At 41.8% G+C, this 25681-nt stretch carries 20 protein-coding genes; 18 read left to right on the forward strand and 2 right to left on the reverse strand.

Annotated elements, in window-relative coordinates; translation table 11 throughout:
• Positions 1-3 precede the first annotated feature (3 nt).
• The 17 genes from F3J22_RS04860 to F3J22_RS04935 all read left to right on the forward strand — a co-directional run bounded on the left by F3J22_RS04860 (position 4) and on the right by F3J22_RS04935 (position 22542).
• Positions 4-8427, forward strand: coding sequence for an RHS repeat domain-containing protein (locus tag F3J22_RS04860; protein WP_167014850.1), 8424 nt, complete (start codon positions 4-6; stop codon positions 8425-8427).
• A gap of 58 nt (positions 8428-8485) precedes the next feature.
• On the forward strand, positions 8486-8962 hold the full coding sequence (locus tag F3J22_RS04865) for a hypothetical protein (protein WP_167014853.1): 477 nt from the start codon (positions 8486-8488) through the stop codon (positions 8960-8962).
• 358 nt (positions 8963-9320) lie between these two features.
• Positions 9321-9584: a hypothetical protein gene (locus F3J22_RS04870; RefSeq protein WP_167014855.1), complete on the forward strand. Its 264-nt coding sequence runs from the start codon at positions 9321-9323 to the stop codon at positions 9582-9584.
• Positions 9562-10617: an RHS repeat-associated core domain-containing protein gene (locus F3J22_RS04875; RefSeq protein ID WP_167014857.1), complete on the forward strand. Its 1056-nt coding sequence runs from the start codon at positions 9562-9564 to the stop codon at positions 10615-10617. The genes F3J22_RS04870 and F3J22_RS04875 overlap by 23 nt, the downstream gene beginning before the upstream one ends.
• A 9-nt stretch (positions 10618-10626) precedes the next feature.
• Entirely contained in the window at positions 10627-11046 is a 420-nt protein-coding gene (locus F3J22_RS04880) for a hypothetical protein (RefSeq protein WP_167014859.1), read from the forward strand.
• 459 nt (positions 11047-11505) lie between these two features.
• The gene (locus F3J22_RS04885) at positions 11506-11802 is read left to right on the forward strand and encodes a hypothetical protein (protein WP_167014862.1); all 297 of its coding nucleotides are present in this window, start codon (positions 11506-11508) and stop codon (positions 11800-11802) included.
• Positions 11803-12858: 1056 nt separating this feature from the next.
• Entirely contained in the window at positions 12859-13614 is a 756-nt protein-coding gene (locus F3J22_RS04890) for a hypothetical protein (protein WP_167014864.1), read from the forward strand.
• Between the two features lie 4 nt (positions 13615-13618).
• On the forward strand, positions 13619-13987 hold the full coding sequence (locus F3J22_RS04895; protein WP_167014866.1) for a hypothetical protein: 369 nt from the start codon (positions 13619-13621) through the stop codon (positions 13985-13987).
• A gap of 50 nt (positions 13988-14037) precedes the next feature.
• Entirely contained in the window at positions 14038-14391 is a 354-nt protein-coding gene (locus F3J22_RS04900) for a hypothetical protein (RefSeq protein WP_167014868.1), read from the forward strand.
• Complete coding sequence (locus F3J22_RS04905) at positions 14388-14801, forward strand: hypothetical protein (RefSeq protein WP_167014870.1); 414 nt, start codon at positions 14388-14390, stop codon at positions 14799-14801. Before F3J22_RS04900 ends, F3J22_RS04905 begins: the two co-directional genes overlap by 4 nt.
• Positions 14791-14919, forward strand: a complete 129-nt coding sequence (locus F3J22_RS30670) for a hypothetical protein (RefSeq protein WP_255492045.1) — start codon at positions 14791-14793, stop codon at positions 14917-14919. The genes F3J22_RS04905 and F3J22_RS30670 overlap by 11 nt, the downstream gene beginning before the upstream one ends.
• Before the next feature lie 11 nt (positions 14920-14930).
• A complete protein-coding gene (locus tag F3J22_RS04910; protein ID WP_167014872.1) occupies positions 14931-15359 on the forward strand; it encodes a hypothetical protein in 429 nt (142 codons plus the stop codon).
• A 110-nt stretch (positions 15360-15469) separates the two neighbouring features.
• Positions 15470-16111, forward strand: coding sequence for a hypothetical protein (locus F3J22_RS04915; protein ID WP_167014874.1), 642 nt, complete (start codon positions 15470-15472; stop codon positions 16109-16111).
• Positions 16112-16188: 77 nt separating this feature from the next.
• Positions 16189-17097: a FecR family protein gene (locus tag F3J22_RS04920; protein WP_167014876.1), complete on the forward strand. Its 909-nt coding sequence runs from the start codon at positions 16189-16191 to the stop codon at positions 17095-17097.
• Positions 17098-17171: 74 nt separating this feature from the next.
• Complete coding sequence (locus F3J22_RS04925) at positions 17172-20297, forward strand: TonB-dependent receptor (RefSeq protein ID WP_167014878.1); 3126 nt, start codon at positions 17172-17174, stop codon at positions 20295-20297.
• A gap of 85 nt (positions 20298-20382) precedes the next feature.
• Positions 20383-21744, forward strand: a complete 1362-nt coding sequence (locus tag F3J22_RS04930; RefSeq protein WP_167014880.1) for a hypothetical protein — start codon at positions 20383-20385, stop codon at positions 21742-21744.
• Between the two features lie 69 nt (positions 21745-21813).
• Complete coding sequence (locus tag F3J22_RS04935; RefSeq protein WP_167014882.1) at positions 21814-22542, forward strand: hypothetical protein; 729 nt, start codon at positions 21814-21816, stop codon at positions 22540-22542.
• A gap of 59 nt (positions 22543-22601) precedes the next feature.
• Here F3J22_RS04935 and F3J22_RS04940 read toward each other — a convergent pair whose 3' ends face one another.
• The gene (locus F3J22_RS04940) at positions 22602-23966 is read right to left on the reverse strand and encodes a S41 family peptidase (RefSeq protein ID WP_167014884.1); all 1365 of its coding nucleotides are present in this window, start codon (positions 23964-23966) and stop codon (positions 22602-22604) included.
• 2 nt (positions 23967-23968) lie between these two features.
• Complete coding sequence (locus F3J22_RS04945) at positions 23969-24508, reverse strand: RNA polymerase sigma factor (RefSeq protein ID WP_167014886.1); 540 nt, start codon at positions 24506-24508, stop codon at positions 23969-23971.
• Positions 24509-24774: 266 nt separating this feature from the next.
• On the opposite strand from F3J22_RS04945, the gene F3J22_RS04950 reads away from it, so the two are divergent.
• On the forward strand, positions 24775-25674 hold the full coding sequence (locus tag F3J22_RS04950; RefSeq protein ID WP_167014888.1) for a glycerophosphodiester phosphodiesterase family protein: 900 nt from the start codon (positions 24775-24777) through the stop codon (positions 25672-25674).
• Positions 25675-25681: the final 7 nt, after the last annotated feature.

The raw sequence follows: 25681 nt of genomic DNA on the forward strand, positions 1-25681 counted from the left end.
AATATGCCTTTAACTAAGAGATTAAAATCCGGCATCCTGATATTGATGATTCTCCTGATGGGGATCAGCCATCAGGTGGTAGCACAACATGCCCCGGCCACTGTCTTAAAGCGAATACTCGATGGACAGAAAGGCCAGTTGGCGACCGACTCCTTAAGTCAGGTCTATGATTCAGTTTATTTCAATGCTGGCTTGCAACCTAAACTGGATACCCCTTACAGCGTCAGAAATGCGGTAAGCCTTCAGTTAAATGAATACTCACGAAATGTTCTGCCAGGGCTGTTTACGGCTGCTGTAGATGTTCGTATTATTTATACCAGAAGAGATAATCAGCTTGATTCCATTCAGCGTACACTAACGATCAATTATGATACGACCAAAGCTTACACCAGCAGAACGTCGTTTATGTTTTCCGGTGCACATAATGTAACCGTGAGAATATTACATGTGGATGCACCTTCCAATGTGGTTGCATCGCTACAGGTAGAGAATATGATGGAAGTTTCTCCGACATATAAACTTTCGTGTACTGATGATGTTGTCACTGCCTTTACGACCGTTAACCCTCCCAATACTGATTCTACGGATGAAATACTGGTAAGTTGGCCAGTGGTGCTGGGCGCAGATGTTTATGATCTGGAATGGACTTATGCAGATAGTAGTGTATTGGCAGATAACAAATATGGTAACCCAATTGACCCTTTAAAATTATTTTATAATAGTTCTACCCGCGTTACTATCACCGGTAATAGCTATGCTATCCCGCTGATGTATGACAGCAAAGGTGCGCTTTTTTACAGGGTCAGACCAGTTCAGGAAAAAGCCGGAGGAAAGCGTGTGGAGGCCAACTGGAGCTCCTTACAGCCTACTGGTTTAGGAAGATTTGATTTTGTGGGGCATCAGCGCCGGATGAACTGGCAATCTGCTATTAGTTATGCAGAGGATGGAAAGAGAAAAGTGGTGGTAAATTATTTTGATGGTAGTCTTCATAATCGCCAGATAGTAACTAAGGACAATACTTCCAATAATATCATTGCAGCAGAAACGCTGCTGGACTATCAGGGTCGTCCTGCCATTAGCGTGATGCCTGCTCCATTATTGAGTAATGTGCTCAAGTACACGCCGGGGCTGAATCATGGTATCAATGGTGCTAACTATGATAAAGACCAATACGATAAACTGGATAATCCGCAGGATTTCCAGGATGCCAGTGCTGCAAAGATGAGTACAGATGCCGGTGCCAATCAGTATTACTCTTCGCAGAACCCATTGAAAGATCAGGGTTTTGATCGATTCCTGCCGGATGCAGACGGTTATGCCTTTTCTGAAACGGAGTATATGCGTGACGGTACGGGTCGTATCAGTCGTCAGGGTGGCGTAGGTCGTGATTTTCAATTGGGTAGTAACCATGAAACCAAATATTTCTACGGCACACCTTCTCAGGCAGAGCTAGACGCAATGTTTGGAACAGAGGCAGGAGAAAATACACACTATTTCAAAAATATGGTGAAAGATGCCAATGGTCAGTTAAGTGTTTCTTATCTGGATATGCATGGTCGTATAATCGCTACTGCCCTTGTAGGCTCGCCCGACAGTGCACAGCTAAGGGATATTCCTGAAAAGAAGGTATATGCTATCAGTGAAGTCTTATCTGCTCCGGAGCGTAATTTAGTTAAAGACTTCAGTTATACCATTAATACTACCAAGCTGGTAACGGTGCCAGGTAATTATACTTTCCATTATGAGGTAACGCATCCACAGGTGCAAGTTGGTGATTGTTCTACTAAGTACATTAATACTGGTTTTGTAACCTTACCATTTGATATTGAGATTACGATTTCAGATGGGAAGGGAAATAAAGTTTTTGGAGGCAAACCATACCGCAAATTTGTCAGCAGAGGGAATGCCATGATTCCAAGCGATGATCTGCAATATGATACTATTGATTTCTCGCTCGACTTACCTATAGGTAGCTACCAGATATCCAAGGTGGCGCGTGTTAATAGCAGGGCGTTGGATGAATGGATCCAGTTTTATACGAATACAGCTATGTCTTGCCTGACACTGGAAGATGAAATTAATGAATGGAAAGGTCGTTATTCTGATGGTGTGGGAAATTGTGCGCCTGATTGCGCCAGTTGCCGGGCTGCTATAGGTACCTTCCAGGATTATAGGGATAATTATTATCGCTACCTTCCAGATGGCGAAACACCAAAGTCTGATGCAGTACTGGAAAAGGAATTTGAGAATTTGTTGCATCAATGTGATGACTTATGTAACCTTGCCGGAACAGATGTAGATATCCGCAAAGCGATGTTGCTGGATATGACCCCGCCATCCGGACAATATGCGAACCTGAACATATCTGACAACAAATATTCGATCTTCTATCAGGAAAATGACCAGAGTGTACCCGTGTATCAAAAAGCGGTTATAAACTATGGTGGTACTGTTTTCAGCAATTCTACCAAAAATTTTGTAACTCCGCAGCAACTCTCCGCAGCCGAGTTTACGGAGGCCTTCAAGTCAGAATGGGCAGAAGCACTGTTACCCTACCATCCTGAATATTGTAAGCTGATGGAGTTTGAGAAGTACAAGAAATCGCATAGCTGGGACCTTACTTTTGAAGAAGTAGATACCTATGACGAGGCGAAAGCCAAAGGTTACCTAAACCCAACAGCTAATGCCACAGCGCCGTTCAATACTTTCCCTGCGGTATCAGCAGAAGCAGACCCGGTTTCTACCGACTTTCCAACGCTGCGTCAGCAGATAGAAAGTAAGATGAAAAACTACGTCAGCAATATCAATCTCTGGGCTTTTGCTACCAGTACAGCGCTTTGCACACAGGATGATCAAAGTTGTTTGAATAGTTTCTCCACAGCAGCATCAGCATTTGATGCAAGCAAACTTTGTCCTGGTGACCTGAATACTGCCTGGAGGACCTTCCGCGGGTTATATCTGCAGGTTAAGCGTGACCTGATCAATGACCTGGTGAAGAATGCCTCCTGCAGTGATAATATCAGCCGTCCTACGGCAGATCAGCTGACTACCGCCGGTATGCAGCTTAACTTTAATGTGACGCAGAAAGTCCTGCAACAAAATAATATGTCCTATATGGACCCTTCCAGTCCTGACAAGCAGAAGGCGCAGGATTCCGTTAATGCTAATGTGCTGCGTGGTTATGAAGATAACTGTAAGGCCTATGCTACCATGTGGGTACAACAGCTGGCGCCTTGTAAATACAATCAGGCGGCATTAGACGAGATCATTCCAAACCTGATTGCTGTATGTAAAAACGGTTCGGATGCGGACCATCCTATGGGCAGCAGCTCGCTGAAGGCGCCGGTAGCTGGTGTTGCAAACAGTTTCGAAGAAGTATTGGCGCAATACAATGCAGCCCATAATATCACTAATCCGCTGGAATGTAACAGCATGCTGATTACCTATCCGGCGCCATATGATAGGCAGCCTCCACTCACCAACAAGATCGTGGTTGGTAAACCTGAGCCCTGCGAATGTGAGCGGCTCAACGCTCTGTTCCAGGAATATACGTATACACGAACCAGTGCTGATGGGGATTTTTCCAATTACTTAAAGGTCAGAAAGAATATCAATCTGACTGGAGCGGAAATCAGCGACTTATTATACGCCTGTGGCACCACCGGTGGGTCTTGTAGATTTATGACCAAGCCGGTAAAACTCCCACCGGCATTACAATGTTATACCGCCCCTATTTGTGCTGGCTGCGACGCGATAAAATCAGCGGTACTACAATATAATATGAAATACCCGGGCAATACTGCCGTAATGACTAGTGACAGTACCGACCTGGATAGCATACAGCTGCAGAAGAACAAACTCTTTGCAACGTTTATGAACCGGGAGTTGAACACGCATAAATCGAGTGATGAGTTCCTGCACTTCATGGATACCTGTGCTACAAAAGTCAGCTGGGATTCGCTGATTTGTATCAGAGGGCGTAAAATAAATGGATATGTATTTGGTAGCCAGGATACGATCCAGCATATGGCTCCTACCTCAGATGGAGGGTATATCATGGCTGGTGCTACGCCAGTAGGCAGTAGTACAGATGGTTACGTTATTAAGCTGGACCAGTTAGGAAATGTTCAATGGTCCAAGTCCTATGGGGGTGTTTATAATGACTGGTTCAGTGGTATACAGCAAACAGCCGATGGTGGCTATATTGCTGGTGGTGCTACCCGTTCTTATGGCACACCGGCTACCTCACAGATAATGAGGGCAATGATCACCAAACTGGATGCAAATGGAAACGTACAATGGAATAGAACAATAAGTGAGGGTAGTGCCAATGGTGAGGACGTACGTAAATTAATCCAGACTTCCGATGGCGGTTATGCTTTTGTGGGTAATGAGAACTTGGCGGCAGGTGTAGGTAATGATTATGTAGGCAAGTTGTCTGCTAATGGTGATCTGGAATGGGTGAAGATCATGGATGGTGTTAGTAGTGATCAGTTCTATGATGTGATGCAGAATGGTAATGAAGTAATGGTTGTGGGGATTGGGTATTTTGTTGGCGGGCAATATTATGATGGTGTAATCATAGGTTTTGACCTGACAGATGGGCATGTGACTAAGCAACGGTCTTTTAAAGCTGAATCGGGATTAAAGACGGTGTTCCGTTCAATCCATAAAACGGCTTCTGGTTTTAGGATTAATGTTGAGAGTGCAACTGATTGGGGGTATAATAACGGAGATGCATTTATTCTAAATGTGGACGACGACCTGAATATTGTTTCTGCACTTAAATTCAATCATCCTGAAGGTAATAATACAGCGATCACTTCTCTTGGCGTAACAGATGATAATGGCTCTATTTTTAGTATTGCTTACGAGTCAGCACCTCAGGATATCGTTTTACACCGGGTGACGCCGGATAATACGGTTTTATGGGCCAATCGTGTAAAGATGGGTCAGGTTACAATTACCAACATTTATCCACGCGTGGGCGGTTATGCGGCTGGCGGAACGCAGAACTCCAAAGCAGTATTGTTATTTGTTGATGATCTTGGAAAGGCGACCTGTAATGATGACCTGGCAGGAGTGTCCAGTGAAGCGGTTAATTTTCTTGCTTCCGGGAATGAACTGCATGAGGTGCCTTCCAAGAAGATCTTTGAGCGTCCGGTGTTAACTGTGGCCAATTGCAGCCCTGTCCTGACAGAACTAGGTTGTGGTGCATCTACCAGCGACAGCTGCTTTAATTTTTACGTAGGCCCTAAGTTATGTGGTGATGGAGATATTGTTTTTGAGCCGATAGATACCCCTATTTTCAGTTCCTGTAAAGCTATTGATAATCCAGATCTGTTTGCCGAGGGCTGGAGAAACTGGATGAACGACAGGAGAAGCCAACTTTACAATGTTAACTATATGATGTACTATTACATCGATGAGGCTATAAATACGGAGAAGTTTACACTTGATTATAGTTCTTCAGAGTACCACTATACCTTGTACTACTATGATCAGGCTGGCAACCTGGTGAAAACTATTCCACCGGCAGGAGCAGTAGTAGACATGTCTCCAGACTGGCTTACAAAGGTAACTGTCGCGCGTGGCCAATACGATGAGATGGTACCGGCGCATAAAATGGCTACACAGTATCGCTATAATGTATTGAATGGTGTAAAACTCCAGTCAACACCTGATGGTGGTGAAAGTCAGTTCTGGTATGATAAACTAGGCAGGCTCGCTGTATCACAGAATGCCAAACAAAAAGGAGTAAATGCATACAGCTACACCAGGTACGATGCCCTGGGTCGTATTGTAGAAGTGGGCGAGTTGACGAGTGCAACTGCTATGACTGATGAAATCAGTATGATGGAAAGTACCCTGAGTGGCTGGCTTACCGCTGCGGATGCTACCAGGAAGGATATTGTGGTTACCAGCTATGATGTGCCATATTCGCCGATAGAAACAGAATTGGTGGCAGAGAATCTTAGAAACAGGGTGGCTTACAGCTCTAAATATCCTGATCATAATTCCCTGATTAGTGGCGCCCATGATTTTGCATCTTACTATAGTTATGATATTGTTGGTAATGTAAAAACACTTTTGCAGGATTTCAATGCCGGTAGTATGAAGACCTCCGGTAACAGGTTTAAACACCTGGATTATAACTATGACCTGGTAAGTGGAAAAGTAAATACGGTAAGTTATCAATCTGGTAAACCGGATGCATTCTATCACCGATATAGTTATAATGCGGAAAATGAGGTTATTACTGCGGAAACCAGCAGGGATAGTCTTTTCTGGGAAAATGATGCCTTCTACCAGTACAATAGAAATCACCAGCTTGCGCGTACCGTGCTTGGTCAGCAACAAGTGCAGGGGCTTGATTATGCCTATACTTTACAGGGCTGGATTAAAGGCGTAAACAGTACCAACAATACCGATATGGGTAACGATGGCGCTACTGGTAGTAATACTCCTGCAGATGTTTATGGTTATTCGCTCAATTATTTTGGAGCGAGAGATTATAAACCAATCAGTACTTTCAAGGCTTTTGCTGGTGTATCTGAAGATACTTCGAAGATGAAGCACCTGTTCAATGGCAATATTTCTGGTATAGGTGTGTCTATCCCTAAACTCAGTGAGCCATTGCTGTATACCTATAATTATGATGTGCTGAATCGCCTTGTTCAGATGGATGTTTCTAAGGGTTATGATGTTGCTTCCAATTCATGGCAGCATAACAAAGTGCCTGATTTCCATGAGCGTATTCAATATGATCCGAATGGAAATATCCTGAACTATGTGCGTCGTGGTAATAAGACATGGGCAGGGAAGTCATTGGATATGGATAGCCTGACTTATAACTATACGACTGGAAAGAATCAGCTGACATCTATCAATGATGGCGTGGATGAATTCAACTACGATGTAGATATTGATAATCAACAGCTTGATAACTATGCCTATGATGCCATCGGTAATTTAATATCGGATAGGCAGGCCGGTACTACCATTGAGTGGAATAGTTACGGAAAAATAGATCGGATTAAACGCTCTGGTAAACCTGATATTTCATATTTTTATGATGTAGCTGGTAACCGAATATCCAAGCAGGTAGGTGATGTAAGTACATGGTATGTTCGTGATGGAAGTGGAAATGTAATGGGGGTATATGTGAAAGGTGATCCGAGCATCAATAATGGAAATCTGACCAGAACGGAAGCATACATGTTTGGTGTCTCCAGGCTGGGCGTTATGGAAGAAGTAGTGAATGTGGAAAGTCCGGTGTCTCAGTTGCTGGTCAATATGCCAGGTTTGGGTGAGGCTACCACGTCTGGCTTCCAGAGAGGAAACAGGTACTATGAGATTAGTAATCACCTTGGTAACGTAATTGCTACTGTTGCAGATTGGAAAAAGCAGAAGGTCGATAATAATGCGGTGTCTGGATTTGAGGCGGTATTGCTTTCAGCTGGTGATTACTATCCATTTGGTATGCAGATGCCGGGTAGGACGTATAATACCGGAAAATACCGTTATGGGTTTAATGGGCAGGAGAAGAGTGATGAGATCAAGGGTGACGGAAATAGTTACACGGCTCAGTTCTGGGAGTATGATCCGAGGATAGGAAGGAGATGGAATAGAGATCCGAAACCGAATATTTCATTAAGCCAATATTCTACATTCAATAATAATCCTGTATTACTGAGTGATGCTTTGGGCGATAGTAGTGTATGGGATAATAGAGGTTATGCAATTCATTACGATCGAAATGATAAAGATCTGAGAGCTTTTATGCTTGATAAAGGTAAACTTACACCTATAGGTTCCTTGGGAGGAACTATTAATGCAAATGTTTGGTTTAAAAATTTGTTAGAAGATAATGGATCGGAGACCAAATGGACAATAGTATTACCGACGACATTTAAGAATTATGTTCGTCAATATGGGAAATGGGATTATAAATATCGCAGTGGTCATAATGAGGATCCTGATAAGGAGGTACAGCGAATGACGAATCATATATTGGGAGTTGCTTTTGAACGAAAAGATAAAGATAAAGGTATTGGTGATTTAGGCGAGACAAGGTTTGAATTCCTAGACTACCAATATAAAGGTGAATGCCCTAGGGCTGAGGATTTAAATAATATGCATTTTGGATTTGTTGGAGATAAGTTTAATTGGTTTCCTGAAACGTTTATGCTTAAAAAAGCTGGTGAAATAGAAATGGGAAAATGGGAAGACGATTTTAAAGCAGGTAAGAAGTCTTCCCCATTAGTGCCAGAAAGTTGGAGGCCAGTGTTAAAGGTTCGCGTAGCTATTCCAAATACTGATGGAGGGACATTTGAATATTATAAATTACTTCCACCATATGGAGACAATCCTCAGGATCATTATTGGATAAAAATGGGATTTAAATATTATCATGATAACTATTAAGAAATACTTATTCATAGCATTTGGTATTGTTTTATTAATAATATCTTTTGTGTGTTATATGAAACATCAACGGAAGTCGTTTGATGTAGATCGTCTATTAAGCCATTTTCGAAATAATGAAAACCAGTTTGCATATACTTACGAAAGATTTAAAACGATTTCAAAAGGAAGAATTATAGAATTTAGAATTGATAACCAAGATGAATTAAGAATTGATACTGGATCTGATGCCAATAAGATTTCAATTCATATTGATGTAAAGACTGTAAGAGAAGATAGCGAAGGTTGTAATAAAGTATTAAATCTGAAAAACAGAGAAATGGTTGAGATTTATGATTTAATGCAAAAATTGTATTTGGTGATATTGAGACAATATTATGGCTTTGGAAAACCTGTGATAATGAAGTGCTATCAGAATGGATGGAATAGTTATGAATATTATATTTATGATTTTCCTGTTAATGATTCTATAAAACGTATTTCAGGTAAACCATTGAACGATAGCGGATTTGGAAGACAGTGCTATTTACGATAAAACAAAGAACCAAATTCGAAGATGTTGATAACTATTCTATTGGTACGCTTATTAATGATGCTAAAATAACTCCATATAATTACTCATTGCTAGATAAGGTATTGGAGAAAATCAGAAATAAGGAATATTAATGATGTTAGTAAAATAAGCTGGTCAAAATTTAATGACCGGCTTGTTTTTATTTATGCAGAGCTCTGTATATAAACGGTAATAAGGTCTTTGAATTAAGTAATCACCTGGCAGTGTTCTGGCAACAATTTCAGATCGTAAACGTCCTGTTTCTTTAACCGGAACCAGTATAGATCACTATAATCCAATACTATCCTCCACACAGGATTACTATCAATTTGGTTCGTTGATGCCTGACAGTAATGGTAAATCCACATCGGGAGGCTGGGTAAACAAGTCTGATAACGTTAACAGTTGTTATGTTCCGCAATCGCTGGAACTTAGCGGCAAGGCTAACAATCAGCCAAAAGAGTATGTAGCATCAGGATCGATAGATATATATCCTGGATTTATTTCAGCCGATGGTGATGATTTTACAGCCTACAATGCTGATGGGACTTATGCCGGTGGCAGTGGCGGAAGTTCAGTGAATGGATGGAGCCGGAGTGTATAGGTATGGGTTTAATGGTAAGGAGAATGATAATGAGGTGAAAGGTGAAGGGAATCAGCAGGATTATGGAATGAGGATTTATGATCCGAGGGTGGGGAGGTTCTTGAGTGTGGATCCATTGGCGAAAGAATATCCATGGAACTCGACCTATGCATTTGCCGAAAATGACATCATCAGAGCAATTGATTTAGATGGATTAGAGAAATATTTAATCCAAAATGATTTTGATCGATTTGGTCGGATTACCGCGATGCGGATTTCAACAATTTCAGTAATTAAAACACATGCACTGGTAGATTTAATGGTTAAAGAACGTGGTTCATCCGCGCCTGTTACAAAAAAAGATATATTGTATTTTAAAGATAAACCAGATGGCCTTCAGATAACCTCGCGAGATGGTAATTTGAGCCAGCAAGAAATGACCGTGTATACTGGTGGTGTCCATATAAAAGATGGGGATAATAAAGACTTTCCTGATGGTTTGGCCGATGAGACGCTCGCTGTAGGGGCTGATTATGGGAACAGAAAATGGGATGGAGCTGTGGATAAGTCTTCTCCCGATACCCATGAATATATATATGGAGATCGATCCTTTAGAAATCAGGCAGTTGTTACCAAACAAAATGATTTCACTGGGGCTAATTTCGCTGGAGCAGAGTTATCAGCTAATGGTAGTGTAGGGAAAGGAAAAGGCGCGCTAAATCAGAATACTGTTGTGGATTTCGTAGCTGGGTCTATTAATGGAGATGTCAGACAATTCATGACGAAATCAGGGCTCAATGTGGCATTTGTTGATAGAATTAAACTAATAATAGGTAATAATGATAGAAGAAGTGAATGGGAGCAAGTTAGGGCAAAAATTGCGGCTAAATTTCAGTTGCCTATAAGGTCGGTAACTATATCAGTAGATGCTAACGGTGAGAAAAATGCAAATGGAAATAGTGCTGCGACCTACCTTAATTACTCTGCAGAATATTCAGGTGTACGTGATGGAAGAGCAGCAGACGCTTCAAAAGGTGCTATCACAATTCCATAAAATAGAATTATGAAAACAATGAAATATTTTTTTCTAATTATATCAATACTAGTGCTTAGAGCAGGATCAATAAGTGCGCAAGTTACAGGCTCATTAAGTACCCAAATTAACTATGTAATTAAACCGATACCTGTTTTTATTACATTTGATTCTATGGGTAAAAGTAGATGGTATTATAAAAAAGTAATATTAGTTAACGTTGACAAGGCAAACGATTCTTTACTTATTTTGTCTGTAAAATCACCCGGAATTAATTTGAATAAAATTAATTGTGTGTATTTAGGAAATGAATATTTTCAGAAAGTAAATATGCGAAGATATAAGAAAGGTAGTGGGTTTATAAGATCACTCGATTCTCTTAAAGTGAGGGAATTTGTTCTCCAGGATACCGCTGCATTTAAAAAAATTCAGGATTTAATTGGAGAATAATTTTTCTACTTGAGAATCCCCAAGGCTTTGTAAGTATTGTATCGATATTTCGGTACAGTACTCACAAAGCTTTTTTTGTTAACAATATTGTAAGTTACTTTCTTCCCTATTGTCTCTTTTACAATAGCAAAATCTATTTTTGTTATTGTAAAATGCGAAGTAAGTGAGGGTATTACCATTTCTGCGGATTTAGTAGTATATAATAATTAACCGAAAAATATCTGTTGGCAATTCTGTTGACTATTGAAATTGATTTAATCCTTCCAGAATTGGGGGGACAGATGCAAGTGGCAGAAGTAGTAGGACTATTAACACACGGCGAAAAATAGCTATTGTTGTGAGTAGAAGTAGCATTTATAATAAATAAAAAGCAGATCTGTATTATTAAATAATATTGGTCTGCTTTTTTATCTTTAGGCTATTACACTGGTTTAATAAAAAGAAGTAGATATCCCTACCATGAAGAACAGTAAAGCCAAGATGAACGGCTGGTTACAACTTACCCTTAGGGTATTGGATGGCGAAAATCCTATCCCCTCTCCTTTTGCAGCAGATGGTGTGATGGAGTCTGTATTTTTTGAATACGATCATGATAACTTTATGGTGCATGGGTTGGTATGGTGTTCGGTTACACATCAGGCAGTACATGTTGGTAAGATGCAACGCTCTGGCCATTTAAATATTGTTGATAAGAAGGAGGAGGCACATGTAAAAAGCAATATGCCGAAGTTGAATATTTTAATGTTCATAAATTAGGATAATGAACTGATCTGCCAACTACTGTAAATTTATCTGATGAAATTTAATTATCTGCTATTCCTGTTTTTTATACTTTTATATACTTCCTGTAAACCTAAGCCTAAACCCTTTCATTTTCGTGAACTAAGTTTCACACCAGGCGAGAAGCTGAGTGAAACAAGTCAGAAGCTCGAATTAGATGTTTGTCCGGACTGTAATACAAAAGATACGATTGTGTATTGGACATCTTTCAGGCCTATAGCCATCAGAAGTACCCGGAATTATGAATCATGTACGTTGTATCTGAATTATGGAGCGAAAAGTAAAAGATTGGGAAGCATTAGCCTTATCTACCTGTTTAACCGAAAAGCTTCAGCCCTCGATATGGATGACATTATACATGAGACGCCCTTAATCAGGAAAATGAAAGCTGGTCGTTATAAATCAAATGCTGATGGCGTGTGTACGGCTATATGGACCGAGCAAAATAGCTACTACACTGTACATGTAAGTATTCAGAAAAGATGATGATAATGCCCGCAATTTTTAGAAAAATGTCCCTGCTGGCCAGAGTGATGTTTGTTGCGATATCCTTGAAAATATTGCTGATAGCGGCTTTTGTTGGGATAAAACATTTCAGGATAGTGCATAAGCACGTTGTTATTAATACCAGCTATGTTGCTTATGCCTGCGATTGTGTTCCCAAATGGAGTGTATCAAAGATTGTGAAAGGAAAGGGCTTGCCGGTAGAATTACTTCATAAGGATATTTACATTGAATTCGATGATGATAAGGCTGAGTATAAACTGGATAGTACAATTGGGCCTTGCGCAATCTGTTATACAGAAACGTTTAGCGGAGACTTAAAAATTTATCCTTTCAGGGAGTATAAATATGTTCTAAAAGTACGGTCTTATAAACTGAAATTGAGAAAGGGTTGCTGTAGTTCCTTGAAGTAAATGAGTATCTTAACTGATAGCATAGAAAAACTTGAAACTGGCTAAAATACTTACTTAGCTGATTTTGGAATGGTGATCTGATACTTATCTTTATAGCTTAATATACCTATACCACATGAAATATCTTCCTATAGTCTTGCTGCTATGCTGCTACAGCTGTGGTAATCATAAGCCCAAACAGTCTGATAAGCCGCTGATAGACTCCGTAACCGTAAACCCGTCCGGGCGTGCCGTGGTTGATTCGGTCTCAATAACAAACATACCATCAGATAATGATCCTGAAGCCTTGAAGGAGGGTGAAATAGCTATTAGCTCCGATAAATTAGAGGACTACGTAAAAAATACCTTTCATTACGATTCGAGTTTCGGAAAGCTTATTGCGGCCAAAGTAAGCGCCCGGGAGGTCATTAAAAATGGCGTTACGTCGACTATAACTACCTTTGATATTCCTGATCACCAGTTCCGACTGGAAAGCCATGTTCCTGCTAAAAGTGGCACAGAACAGACTGCATTCTATTACAATGGCCACCTGATGACTTCCAAAGGTGAAGATGGTCAACCAATCAGGCATGCTGGTTTTGATTTCAAAGATTTTCCTTCTTTAATTTTATATAAGGTAGATGGTAAAGATTTTTATTATGTAGAAGGATATGCCAGCGATGCCGGATTCTCTTCTTTTAGTCATATAGTGAATGCGTTTATCTTCGATGTTGCAGCCAATAAAGTATATGCTATCTCCGTATTGAACCAGGACGGAGCGTGTTATATGAAGGCTGAAAATGGCCAGCTGGTAGCGTTAAGTACTATGCCGTTAGGAGGTTTGGGAGATACTGACAGTCTTCGGGTTAAAGAGGTGATTTTAAATTATTAATTGAATGATGAGGAGACATATATTTCGAAGGCAAGTTAAAAACAGAGGATGTTATGCAGAAATTGTATTCGACTTAGAAGTTGCTGCCGATGATAAAATAGCTATTGATATAGCGTGTCATTGTCCCGAATGGGAGCTCATGTGCAAATCTGCAGGAGCAATATTTTATGATTATTTTAGAAGACTGAAAACAGGAAGTGTAAAGATTGTAGTTTATGAAATCCTGTGGTATCCTGTTGATACCAATAACTTAATTGTTCTCTTTGCCTGCCTTCAGGCTTTCGCTGAAGCTGCAGGGATCTCACTGGATAATTTAACATTTGATACAGATAAGGAGTTGTTTTGTTTCCCGGAAATAAGAAGTATTGGATAATGAAATATATCCTGGTAATCTTGAGATTGCAGATCCGTAACTGAATTAATATGCAAAAAGAATTGGAGACATGGTGTGCGGCACATCCATCTACATCAGTAAATAACTATACTATTTCAGCAGTGACTCAGGAGAAAGCAATTGTGTTTCTTTTCGCTTCCTGGAGCCCGACTATTGTTCAGTTGAAAACTTTACTTCAGTCGCTGACATCCAACCCTGAAATACCACTCTTCGTGTATGATATTGATAACGTGGATTATCTAAAAATAAGTGATACGTTTCACTCGGATGGCTGGGGAGAAACCTTTTGGATAAAAGCGGGTCAGGTGATAGCTACGTTGAAAAAATATGCCATAAGAGATCTTAATAAATTAATTGTTAATAATAACCAGTTAATATCATGAAAAATAAATTTTCAGCCTTTATTATCCTGTTGCTGCTAAGCCTGGTGTCCAGCTACAGCTACGGCCAAACCAGAGAACAAATAGTATCCTATTTGAAAACAAAGAATATTGATTCTTTGGTAATGTACTGTGCTTATCCCTTTGACTTAAATTGCACTGGTAATAATGCAGATCGTAACGTTAAAGATGCTGCTACACTCAAAAGCAAGCTGCTGCAAATCAATAAAAAACACTGGTTTGATTCCTTCTTCAAAAAAAGTACCGTGGTAAAAGAGGGGTACGATATTATACTGATTAGCAAGTATTTTAATAATGAGGGTGAGTTGGATGGCGAATCGTCTTTGAAATTGGAATTTAAGAAGTTAGCCAATGGGACATTCAGACTAAAAGGCTTATTTATTGCCGGATAATTATTTCCGGAAAACGCTGAGAGATGGAAAGGCTTCCTGGCATGTAGAAACTAAAATTGATGAAGATATGCTTGCCCGTATTTATAACTGGATGAAGGATGTTGATCGCTGGTGGTAATAACAACGACTATGACAGGAACGCTTATCTATACCGGAGTAAAATCGACTCAAATATATCTTCATACAGATGATCACCTTTATCTGAAACAAGCAGAATATTTTGAACCAATAATAGAGCCCGAATCGCTTATGCGCCTGCTGCCGCAGTTGGAGCTACCGGTGACTGATTTGAAAAGGAATATCTGTGACAGTAACTATAGAATAGAAGATATAATTCCTTTTAATGAATTAGTGCTCTTCTTATTTACACATATGAAATCAGGATATTGGGTAAGTCTGGCTTGTAATCTACTTTTAGATGAGCAATTGCAGCTCTTATTGTCACCTCAGGTTATCAGTTATTTAAGAAAAAGTGAATTGGAGGGCAGGCTACCTCAGAAAGAACTACATCTGGTTTGGAAACTACTTAGTAAGATGAGAAGATTGAGTGCATTATAGGAATTAAATTATATCTAACCGCTTTATTTTTTTGAATAGATTTCCTGTTTTAACGCCAAAATTATTGTCGGATTTTTAACATCTTTGTACCCTAAATACACCTATACGCCATGAAACGCTCCTTCCCTATTGCCCTGCTGGCTTTAACCAGCCTTGTCAGCGGCTGCCACGGCTGCCATGCCCAAACAAAGGTTAATTCTCCCTTTAAAACTCAAATCTCCAATTACACTAAAGTTTCCTCACAGATTGCCAAAGTTGAATCGGACGATGATGATATCGTGTTCCTGGAAAGTTCTGCGGCGAAACTCGGTTACTACAGTCTTACAGAAGTCTCTTTGATCGATAAGACCGCCAAACCGAAAATGCTGAAGAACTTCAAGTCGCTCGCTGATACAAAACCTGTTCTCCTTTATAACGGAAAACAAATTGCCCTTCCTAAGCCTATTCAGCAAAGTGTTATCCTGCTTCCTACCGAGTTAACTTCGTTTAGTCTTGGCAGTGATAAGTACCTCCTCCTGGAGCTGGACCTGGTTTCTTTCAGTGGCAACAACGGATGTGAATATCTCCTCCTGCAACTGGACCCTAAAGGTAACCTGGTACATACCTACGACTTCCAGACAGCCGAACCCCTCACCCAGGCTGATCTTGGCGACTTCGATGGTGATGGTATCCTCGATTTCCGCATCAACGCCACTGGTAAGGTAAAGCGCGCCATCTACCGCACCACCGACGAGAAAAAGCTTAAGGGCTAATCCTCCTGGTATTACCAAATTGTTAACTCCAGCTTTCCCATTAGTCCTCCTTCTTTTTTGAAGCGTACTCTCTATGTATGCAAATGAATCGCGACATATTAGAAAGGTACTTCCAGGGTAACTGCTCCGAACAGGAACAGATGCTCGTAGAGGAATACCTGCAGCAGGAAGCAACCCCTATGCTGGATAATATGTTGCAGCAGACCTATATTCAGGCTAATAAACCTAAATCCCGCATACATAAATTATGGTACGGCGTTGCCGCCGCGGTGGCTACAGGTATCATCCTCCTGGCAGGCATCTACAAATATGAACCTGCCAGACCGATGGCACAACAAATCGATACCATCTTCAATAATACCGGCAACGTACAGATTTACAATCTCCCCGATGGCTCACAGGTATGGCTAAACGCTCATAGTATGCTGGGCTATGCGAATGATTATAACAAAAATGGCCGTAACCTCTGGCTGCAAGGCGTGGCACTGTTTAAAGTGGTAACCAACCCTAAACAGCCCTTTAATGTACATACCAGGCACCTGACAACCACCGTGCTGGGAACAACCTTCCAGATATCCACAGATAACCGCGCTGATGGCGGTATCCAGGTGAGCCTGATAGAAGGTAAAGTAGCAGTTACCGGTAATAGTGGGTACTCAAAAATATTGCAACCTGGCGAAATGCTTACCAGTAAAGAAGATACCCCTCCTGTTACGGCGCATTTCGATAGTAACGAACTGTTAGACTGGAAGAACAACAAAATCATTTTTAATAAAACCACGCTGGCTGACGTGCTGACCCGCCTGCAGCAACGTGAAGGCCTTAAAATTGTACTGCAGGATAAACAACTGGCAAACAAAAAGATATCAGGTGAATTCAGTGCCAGAATGCCTGTGAAAGACATTCTCCACTCACTGGCCTATGTGCATAACTTATCCTGTACGCGTGTAAACGATAGCACATACCTGGTGGCCGGAAAAAAGTAAACTAATCATTTCTTAATAAGTTAATAAGTATGCAAAAATCTTTACGAGGATTTTGTACAGGGAATCGTATGCCCGTGAAATTGGTATCCCTGTTGATGCTGACGGTATCAGCCAATCATCTGTACGCCCAGTCTTACAAAGGACTGCATGACAAAGTATCCCTTCAGTTTGAAAAGTCTAATGCGGTGGAAATAGTGAAATCACTGCAAAAACAAACACCCTATACTTTTGTATACGATCCTGAATATTTACAACATTGTACGGTAGGCGCTGTGAAGTTTAATGCGGCCCCGCTTACTGCAGTACTCGAATACCTCGATTATAATGCGCCTATTGATATAGAACTGACTACCAGCAACACGATTGCCCTGCGTAAAGGTCGTGCGGAAAAGCCTGCCAGTCGCGCCGATGGCCGTGTAACCGGTAAAGTGGTAGACAGTAAAAATGACCCTATTCCTGGTGTAACTATATTGGTAAGTAATGGAGCCGGCACCGTTACCAACGTCGACGGTTCTTTCGATCTGCCGTTGGCGCCGGGTTCCTATACCCTCACCTTTTCATTCATCTCCTACGATTCCCGCAAAATAACAGATGTGGTGGTTGCCCCCAAAGGTACCACCCCGCTGAATGTTGTCCTGAAAAATAATGGTGCTAAGCTAAAAGAAGTGACAGTAACGGGAACGTATAAACGTGCTTCTGTGGAAGGCCTCTATGCCTTGCAGAAAAACAGCGCGGGCATTACGGATGGTATCAGCGCCGCGCAGATCGGCCGCACACCTGATAAGAATGTGGGAGAAGTGCTGAAGCGTGTATCCGGATTATCTACTATGGAAAATAAGTATGTTGTAGTAAGAGGATTGAGCGAAAGATATAACCTGGCAGTATTAAACGGCCAGATCATGCCCAGCACGGAATTAAACAGAAAGAATTTCAACTACGATATTATCCCTGCAAACCTTATAGAAAATGTGACGGTGGTGAAAACCCTTACACCGGACCGTAGCGCCGAATTCGGTGGCGGTCTGGTGGAGGTAAATACCATCGATATCCCAACGGAAAGCTTCTTTAACATCGCTGTGGGAGCCAGTTACAACGACAAAACCACCGGTAAGCAATTCCTCTCGCTGCCACTGGAAGGAAAAGAATATAGCGGACAAATTTCCGATCACAGGAAATGGTATGGCCGCACCGATTGGAGTTCTAATAAAGAACTGGCTGACGCTGCTGCTGCCTGGCCTAAGGATAAATCCATGTTTAACAATAACTGGATCTTAACCGACCTCAAAGCGCCGGTATCACCAAACTTCCAGATCTCCGGAGGTAAAGTACTGAACAGGCACTTCGGATTTGTAGCTTCCCTTGGTTACAGAAATACTTTTGCCACACAGGATGTTATTTCCGGCCGCGATGGTTTTGAACCACGACCATATACTGAGGAGCCGGATAGTACCATCTTTCATGGTCAGCGGTACGGATTTACCAGTAATATCAATGGTTTATGGGGAGTAGGGTACAGAAATGAACGTAATAAAATCAGCTATAATGGCTTATTCTTACAGGTGCTGGACCAGCAACTGACCGTGGGAAAAGGCTACCATGACGCAAGCGGACCTAAAAGCATGCAGCTCCAGGATATCACTACGCAAAGTAAAATTCTGCAGCACCAGTTAAAAGGGGAACATCTCTTTGGTAACAAAGGCATTAAACTCAAATGGCAGGCTAATTACATGACTATGGACAAAATACGGCCTGATAACCATATGCTGATTGCTGAATATTACCCTAATAAAAATGCAGACCTGAATGATATAAGTATCTCCAATTATTTTCCTAACGGACGATCTGGTGTACTTCGCTGGTGGAGCCGTGCTAAAGAAAAGAATCTCAGCTGGGATATGGCGCTTTCTGCTCCGTTTAAACTAGGCCCACTCGCCAATACCGCTAAAATTGGCTATAGCGGCTGGAATAAGGATAGGTACTTTTTCGTTGCCAATACGTCCACTGCACAACAATCTTACGGTGTACCACAGCCGCTGTCAAAATATTTCAAAGACTCGGGTCAGGTAGCCCAACTGGACGGAGACCGCGACGATTTCAAGGCAAATGTTTCGCTGAATGCAGTATATGCCATGCTGGATAATAAATGGGGAAAATTCAGACTGGTATGGGGTGTGAGAGCAGAAAACTATAACCTCAACGATGTGAATGCTGTATTGGAGAGAGCTATAAATCCTGCTAATAATGGTAATAAGAAGCTTGATGCCAGTGAAGTATTAAACAGAGAGCCTGGTCTGCGCTTCTTTCCATCTGCAAATCTTACCTATAGTCTGACTCCGGCCATGAATCTCCGGTTAGCATATGCTGAAAGCATTATCAGGCCTGATTTACGAGAACTGTCTTATTTCAGGGAATATGATTACGAGCTGGGAGGGGAATATTTAGCACTGGACCCTATCCGCTCTACCACCATCAAACATTATGATTTCAGGTATGAATGGTATCCTTCCCCTGGAGATATTGTGTCCGCTTCTGTTTTTATGAAGAAGCTGGAATATCCAATGGAGATCTATCAACAGGGTAGCAATAGAATTTTTAATCTGAAAAATAATAAATCTGCTGATAACTATGGTTTAGAGGTAGAAGTGCGTAAGTCGTTTGCTTTCACCAATGTGCCTGTACTGCGCAATTTCACCCTGTATGGCAATTTTACCTACCTCGATGCATGGGTGAAACCATTATCTACTACTATTATCCGTGATGAAAATGATGATACCAGGTTACGTGTAATGGAAAAAGTGGGTGCATATGAACACCGTCCGCAGTCAGGAGCAAGCAACTATATGATGAATGCAGGTATCTACTATGATCTGCCGGTATTCACTGCCAGTATGAACTACAACTTCGTTACCAACAGGGTATTCCGTCCGGTAGATACCTGGCAGAACTCTTTCATAGAACAACCGCTGAAATCACTCGATGCACAGATTTCAGGAAAACTACTTCGCAATAGAATGGAAATTAAACTGAGCATGGCTAATATCCTTAATAGTTATAGTGTAGTATATCAGAATATGTTTCAGGGAGTAATTCCTAAAAATCCTTCTAAATCTGAAATGGAATACCAGTCGTCCCGTGATTTGATTAACTACCGACTGGCTCCGGGACGTACTTATAGCGCTACGCTTACCTATAAATTCTGATTTTACTCAAAATAATTTACGCGTAATACAGCACCCTGATCAGGTAAGTATCTAAACAAAAGAAAACTCTCAAAAGACAAAATCCATGAACAAAAAGACCTTATTTGCAACATTATCAGCAATGACCCTCGCTGGTATGTTCCTGGCAACTTCCTGTAAGAAAGATGCCGGTAACAATCGTCCGGTACTGGCAGGTACCCTCGCTTCTGATAGCACTATCACAGGCGTAATCACTTCAGACCTGTACCTGACAGCCTCCAAAACCTATACCCTGAGTGGTCTGGTTTATGTATCTAACGGTGCTAAACTGACTATCCAGGCTGGTACTACCCTCCTGGGTGAACTCGGCGACCATACTACTGGCGGTAACCCAGGCGGTGGTCTGATTGTCACCCGTGGTTCTAAAATCATTGCGCAAGGTACTGCTACATCCCCTATTGTATTCACCTCTGCCAGCTCTACACCTATATCTGGTGACTGGGCAGGTGTGATCATCCTGGGCCGTGCTACTACTAACTGGCCTTCTATCGCTACGATCGAAGGTATCCCTGGTACGCCACTGGCCAATGCTCAGTATGGCGATCCTTCCGAAAAAATCGATAACGACAACTCTGGTATCCTGAAATATGTTCGTATCGAATACGCTGGTTATCCATTGTCTGCTAACAACGAAATCAACGGTCTGACCCTGGGTGGCGTTGGTTCTGGTACTGTTCTGGACTACATCGAAGTATACAAATCCAACGATGATGCTTTCGAATTCTTCGGAGGTACTGTAAACGCTTCTCACCTGATCGCAGTAGATGCATTGGATGATATGTTTGATACCGATAATGGTTACACTGGTTCTATCACTGAATCAATCGGTATGTCTGATACAACCCGTGCAGACCTTAGCCAATCTAACGGTTTTGAAAGTGATAACGATGCAAGTGGTTCTAACAACCTGCCTATCACCCGTCCTAAATATGACTTCATCACCATCATTGGTCTGCCTACTGCTGCTAAAGCTAACATCTCCAATGGCCAGCCTTCTGGTACTGGTAAATACGGCCGCGCTGCTCACCTGAGAAGAAATTCTGAGTTTGAAATCACCAACTCTATCTTCCTTGGTTTCAACGTAGGTATTTCTCTGGATGGTACTGGCACATATAACAAATACAATGCTGGTAAAGATGTATTCTGCAACAACTACGTACATGCCTATACTTACCCTAACGCTTACGAGCTGTCTGGTGTATGGACATCTACTACCTGGAGCGTTGGTTGCTCATCTAACCTGAAAGATGCTAGTACAAATCCTAATGCATTGGCTGAGCTGAACTTCCCATTTGTTCGCGTGCCTTATGCTCCATCTAACTATCAACCTACTTTCTCTTCTGCAGCTGCTGGTGCGGGTGCATTTGCGAACGATGCTAATTGGGCTGATGGTTGGTCAAGATTCTAATTTTTTGTTTAAAACTACCAGGGAGCCGGTAAGCAATTGCCGGCCCCTATTTTTCAAATGAATTTTTATATGCGTATTCAACAATTAGTAATCGCTGCACTCTTAGTTTTCTCCTTTGTAGCTTGTCGCAAAGGCGCTTCACCTGAAGAAGTGTATTATGGACAGGTGTCGTATAGATCTATGGCATTGCCAGGAACGCCCGCTATCAGTGTGAAATGGAACGGACAGCTGATGGATTCAGCACTGACAGACTCCTACAAAGGATTTATGAAAGAAGCCAGCAACACACCTGGGAAACTGGGTTTCTATAAGGCTGGTACCGATTCTCTGATTGTTGATACTACCATTACTATCCTGCCTAATACTAAACAGGAATTCCGTATCATGGCCAGCAGCACGCTGGGGATGAGCGGTTTCATGCCTGCTACCACTGTCAGCCCTGATTCGCTGACCTTTCAGATCTATCTGAACCTCAGTACTTACTATAAATACGACGTCATCGACCTGCAGATAGCCTCTTTAAAAGTGCCTGGTAATATAACCACTGATTTTGTGTTGCTGAAAGGTCTCAGTAATAAAAAATTATATCCCATCACATTGACATTACCCTTTAAAGATGCTACGGGCAAGCAATATCAATGGGTGGGTATTTTAAAAGATCCTGCCACCGGGCAAGTGATCCCACTGCCACGTACGCCTTATATGTTCATTTTCGCGAATGTAATATATGCTGGCATCTACTTTGCAACTATTGCAGATACCAATGGAACAATAAAAACAACACAGACAATGTTATAGAAAGAATTTTGTGTGTAATATATGTTTGCTGTCCCAGGCCATTCCTATCAGGAATGGCTTTATTTTTTGTGTGGAATGATCACCTCATTAGCAATTGCCGGCGCCTGGAAGTACGTAGCTACAAGGTTTTCACTGGTGGTGGCCCTTCCGTTGCCGGTAATTAAAGCTATTGCTTTTGCAATCAATGGATCAGCAGGATCACCCAGTTCTGCCAGGGGCTGTTTACTCATCTCATCGACAGTATAATCCGGCGTAAGACCGCCAGTATAGCCACCCTGACCACTGGCATTGCTAAGCAGGTAAGTAATGGGTTGCATCACCCAGACGATCCGCTTAGGGTTCCGCTGGTCTCTTACAATAACGGCGCCTTTGTCTTTGCCATAGGTGGCAGCGCCAATCTGTATCACTTTCGTATAGGGCTTGAGGTTATTAACAGTCAGTTCAGCCGCTGAAATAGTTTGATGAGAAGTAAGAATGTATACCCTGGAAAGTCGCAGCCGTGCATTGGAAATGTCAGCAAACTTAATGGCAACGCCACTTTCCGGAACTGCCATTGTTTCTCCGAAACTCATCTTATAACTGCCCTGTATATTATTCCCTGATAACTGGATGAAGGTACTGCTCTCATTGATGCCATCAGTGATCAGTGCCGATAATAGCGCGGCCGCCGCAATACTGCCACCGGTATTGTATCTCAGGTCAAGTATAAGGTCTGTTATTCCTGTAGAGATATAATTTCGGAAGATGTTGACAAGGTCTGTATTGTAATTGTCGTTAAAAGAGTTGTAGTAGAGATATCCGATTTTTTTGCTGGCAGATGATAACGTGGCCGTATATATGGGTTTGTCTTTTGGGTAGCCGAAATCCAGCTGTACTGCTGTTTCTTCTGTAAGTACGCCATTTGAAAAGGTGGCCGGAGTAAAAGAGCCTGTCTTGTTTTGTAATACTTGTGCTACCAGCTGGGCCGCATTGGCAGCGGTAACGGGAGTATTGTTGATACGGGATATATAACTGCCACGGCTGAACTTAGTAGCCACAAATGTATTAGGGGTAACTAATTTCACTACGGCAATAACCCCGCTGGGCGAGGCCGGAAAGTCAATAACGCTGATGTCTATCCCGAAATTAGTGTATAAAGATGTTTGTAAGGTGCTGGCATCATCCGGATTATACAACACAGAAAAGGGGTCTGCGGCATGGCGCATGCTGAGGAAAAAGTTGAGTGGAGTCAGCCCTGTATCCGGTTTTGCTGGCAGTTGCTGGTTCCACAAATAAAAATGATGTAAACTATCGGATATCCAGGTGTTGACTTCGGCTTGTGTAACCGGTCCTGTGGGCGGGGCGGGACTAACGGGGGCATCACGTCGGCAGGCGCTGAAACAAATGGTCAGGCCGGCTGCTAACAAAGTACAGTAGGTACGCATAATTACCGGGATTTTTCTATATCAAAATGGGCACTCACCTGTTGTTTGATGGCCTGCATGGCAAGTCCCAGGTGGTTTTTAACAGTGGCTACAGAAATAGATAGTTTATCCGCAATCTCTTTATTGCTATAGCCATGATAACGGCTAAGCATATACACATTTTTTCGTTGTTCCGGAAGTTGCTGTACGGCGCTGTTCATCTGCTGGTCAAACTCTTTACGGATAACATATCTTTCTACGTTATCATCCGATGATGGCTGTGTTTTCTGCTCTTCGGTGGCTGCTGCAATTAACTTCTTCTCCCGATAATGCCTGCGGGCTTCATCGATAACCAGGTGCTTTACATATACAAACAATAACGGAAATATATCCTGTCCTTCTTCAACCTTATCTATATGCTCCCACAGGCGGATAAAGCATTGCTGGGTTATATCCTGTGCCCGCGATGCATCGCCGGTGAGCTTCAGGGCAAACCGGTAAATTTTCTCATTGTTGTTGGCAAAGAGACTTTCAAATTTGGATTTGACAGGGCTATCAGACATAGTTCGCAGTTGACGCGTTTCGCTGTATAAATATAAAATACGAATGTTACAGGAATGTTAAGAAATGCTGTGTCATAGCGCATTTACGAAGAAATGACAGACATCGTGCTATAGCCGGTACCGTTAGTTCTTTCTGCAAAAAGCATTGCCAGCTCATCAACGGATTTATTACTAAATTGTTAACTTAGTACTACTGTCTTTTTTAGCCAGATACTTTCGGTTTTACTTTGCAGATACTATTTTTAAAACAACGAACAGATATAACGATGAAAGCTATTTTTCCTATGTTATTAAGCGCTGCATTGTTTACAGGTAACGTGCAGGCACAAACGAAATTAGATGTGCAGGCACACCGCGGTGGAATGGGCCTGATGCCGGAAAATACCATTCCTGCCATGATCAATGCGGTGAAGCTGGGTGCGCGCACGCTGGAGCTGGACTGCATCATTACTGCAGATAATAAAGTAGTGGTGTCTCATGATGCCTTTATGTCGGCGGCCTTCATGCTTAAGCCTGATGGTTCCGAAATTACAAAGGATGAGCAAAAGACGCTGCTGCTCTACTCCATGACCTACGATAGCATCCGTAAATTCGATGCAGGTACCAAACACAATGCCCGTTTCCCGGAACAGCAGAATTTTAAAACGTATCGTCCACTCCTGGCTGAACTGATTGATAGCGTGGAGCATTACGTGAAATTAAATCACCTCACACCGGTTTATTACAACGTAGAAACCAAGTCTGAGGCACAGGGCGACGGCAAACTGAATCCTGCTCCCGATGTTTTTGTTGACCTGGTAATGGGTGTCATTAACAAGAAGAAAATTGCCAGCAGGGTAACGATTCAGTCTTTTGATCCACGCACCCTGCAGCAGCTGCACGTGAAATTTCCTAAACAGCAAACTGCCTGGCTGATTGCTAATAAGGAATCTTTTGAGACTAATATCAAAACACTGGGATTCACACCAAATATCTACAGTCCCGCATTTCAGCTGGTTACTGCGGACCTGGTAAAGGAAGCCCATGATAAAAAAGTACAGGTATTACCGTGGACGGTTGATGAAGTGGATGATATGAAGAAGATGATTGATTTGGGCGTAGATGGTATTATCACCAATTACCCGAATAGATTGATTGAAATAGTTGGTAGCTACCAGCAAAAATAATTATTGC

This window comes from Chitinophaga sp. Cy-1792, from assembly GCF_011752935.1.
GTDB lineage: Bacteria > Bacteroidota > Bacteroidia > Chitinophagales > Chitinophagaceae > Chitinophaga.

Bases quoted from the DNA above. Each gene is read 5' to 3' on its own strand.
- F3J22_RS04895 (WP_167014866.1), top strand. From the start codon at position 13,619: ATGATGAGGAGACATATATTTCGAAGGCAAGTTAAAAACAGAGGATGT.
- F3J22_RS04945 (WP_167014886.1), bottom strand. From the start codon at position 24,508: ATGTCTGATAGCCCTGTCAAATCCAAATTTGAAAGTCTCTTTGCCAAC.
- F3J22_RS04940 (WP_167014884.1), bottom strand. From the start codon at position 23,966: ATGCGTACCTACTGTACTTTGTTAGCAGCCGGCCTGACCATTTGTTTC.
- F3J22_RS04915 (WP_167014874.1), top strand. From the start codon at position 15,470: ATGAAACGCTCCTTCCCTATTGCCCTGCTGGCTTTAACCAGCCTTGTC.
- F3J22_RS04900 (WP_167014868.1), top strand. From the start codon at position 14,038: ATGCAAAAAGAATTGGAGACATGGTGTGCGGCACATCCATCTACATCA.
- F3J22_RS04865 (WP_167014853.1), top strand. From the start codon at position 8,486: ATGAAACATCAACGGAAGTCGTTTGATGTAGATCGTCTATTAAGCCAT.
- F3J22_RS04875 (WP_167014857.1), top strand. From the start codon at position 9,562: ATGGATGGAGCCGGAGTGTATAGGTATGGGTTTAATGGTAAGGAGAAT.
- F3J22_RS04910 (WP_167014872.1), top strand. From the start codon at position 14,931: ATGACAGGAACGCTTATCTATACCGGAGTAAAATCGACTCAAATATAT.
- F3J22_RS04950 (WP_167014888.1), top strand. From the start codon at position 24,775: ATGAAAGCTATTTTTCCTATGTTATTAAGCGCTGCATTGTTTACAGGT.
- F3J22_RS04885 (WP_167014862.1), top strand. From the start codon at position 11,506: ATGAAGAACAGTAAAGCCAAGATGAACGGCTGGTTACAACTTACCCTT.
- F3J22_RS04880 (WP_167014859.1), top strand. From the start codon at position 10,627: ATGAAAACAATGAAATATTTTTTTCTAATTATATCAATACTAGTGCTT.
- F3J22_RS04860 (WP_167014850.1), top strand. From the start codon at position 4: ATGCCTTTAACTAAGAGATTAAAATCCGGCATCCTGATATTGATGATT.
- F3J22_RS04890 (WP_167014864.1), top strand. From the start codon at position 12,859: ATGAAATATCTTCCTATAGTCTTGCTGCTATGCTGCTACAGCTGTGGT.
- F3J22_RS04870 (WP_167014855.1), top strand. From the start codon at position 9,321: ATGCCTGACAGTAATGGTAAATCCACATCGGGAGGCTGGGTAAACAAG.
- F3J22_RS04920 (WP_167014876.1), top strand. From the start codon at position 16,189: ATGCAAATGAATCGCGACATATTAGAAAGGTACTTCCAGGGTAACTGC.
- F3J22_RS04935 (WP_167014882.1), top strand. From the start codon at position 21,814: ATGCGTATTCAACAATTAGTAATCGCTGCACTCTTAGTTTTCTCCTTT.
- F3J22_RS04930 (WP_167014880.1), top strand. From the start codon at position 20,383: ATGAACAAAAAGACCTTATTTGCAACATTATCAGCAATGACCCTCGCT.
- F3J22_RS04905 (WP_167014870.1), top strand. From the start codon at position 14,388: ATGAAAAATAAATTTTCAGCCTTTATTATCCTGTTGCTGCTAAGCCTG.